Origin of the sequence: Marinitenerispora sediminis, from assembly GCF_003336425.1 — a bacterium.
In the GTDB taxonomy this organism is placed as follows: Bacteria; Actinomycetota; Actinomycetes; order Streptosporangiales; family Streptosporangiaceae; genus Marinitenerispora; species Marinitenerispora sediminis.
Window position 1 is genome coordinate 1 of record NZ_QEIO01000334.1, and the last position, 688, is coordinate 688.

1 protein-coding gene is annotated in these 688 nt (G+C 76.7%); it reads right to left on the minus strand.

Annotated elements, in window-relative coordinates; all coding sequences use genetic code 11:
• Positions 1-49: 49 nt before the first annotated feature.
• Positions 50-688: ADP-ribosylglycohydrolase family protein (locus tag DEF28_RS26655; protein ID WP_147281114.1), on the minus strand; the 639-nt coding region annotated here is incomplete at its 5' end.

The window sequence follows — 688 nt, forward strand, 5'->3', positions numbered from 1 at the left end:
CCGGCCGTCGTTCGGTGGGCGCCCTCGGGGAGGAGCGGGGTTCGCCTGGTCAGCCTCCCGGGTAGCGCTGGCGCCAGCGGTCCTCGGGCCGGTGGTCGTCGTGCAGCCGCCCGGAGGCGGTGAACTCGTAGGCGAAGTCGTCGGCGAGCACGAGCAGCGTCGCGCGGCCCTCCACCTCGAAGACGAGTTCGGGCGGCACCGCGGTCTCGCCGTGCAGCGCGCCGAGGATGTTCCCGCAGATCGCGCCGGTGGAGTCGCTGTCGCCGGAGTGGGTGACGGCGAGTGAGAGCGCGTCCAGGAAGGCCTCCGGTCCGGGCCCGGGGTGCTTGAGCGCGGCGAACACCGCGATGGCGAGCGCCTCCTCCGCGATCCAGCCGCCGCCGAGCTCCTCGACGGTCTCGGCCGTGGCGGGCCGGTCCGCGGCGGCCTCGCGGGCGCCGCGCAGGGCCCGGGTGGTCTCCTCGTGGTGCTCGCGGGTGGCGAGCTCCGCCATCGCGGCGTCCAGAGCCGCGTCCAGTCCTTCTCCGGCCGCGAGCCGGGCGATCAGCACGGCGAGCGCGCCGGAGGCGAGCTTGCCGGTCGGGTGCCCGTGGGTGAGCCCGGCCGCCTCCGCCGCCCACGTGAACACCAGGGAGTCCGTGCCGCCGCGGGCGCGGGAGAACGGCAGCAGGCCGAACGGGGCGCTGCG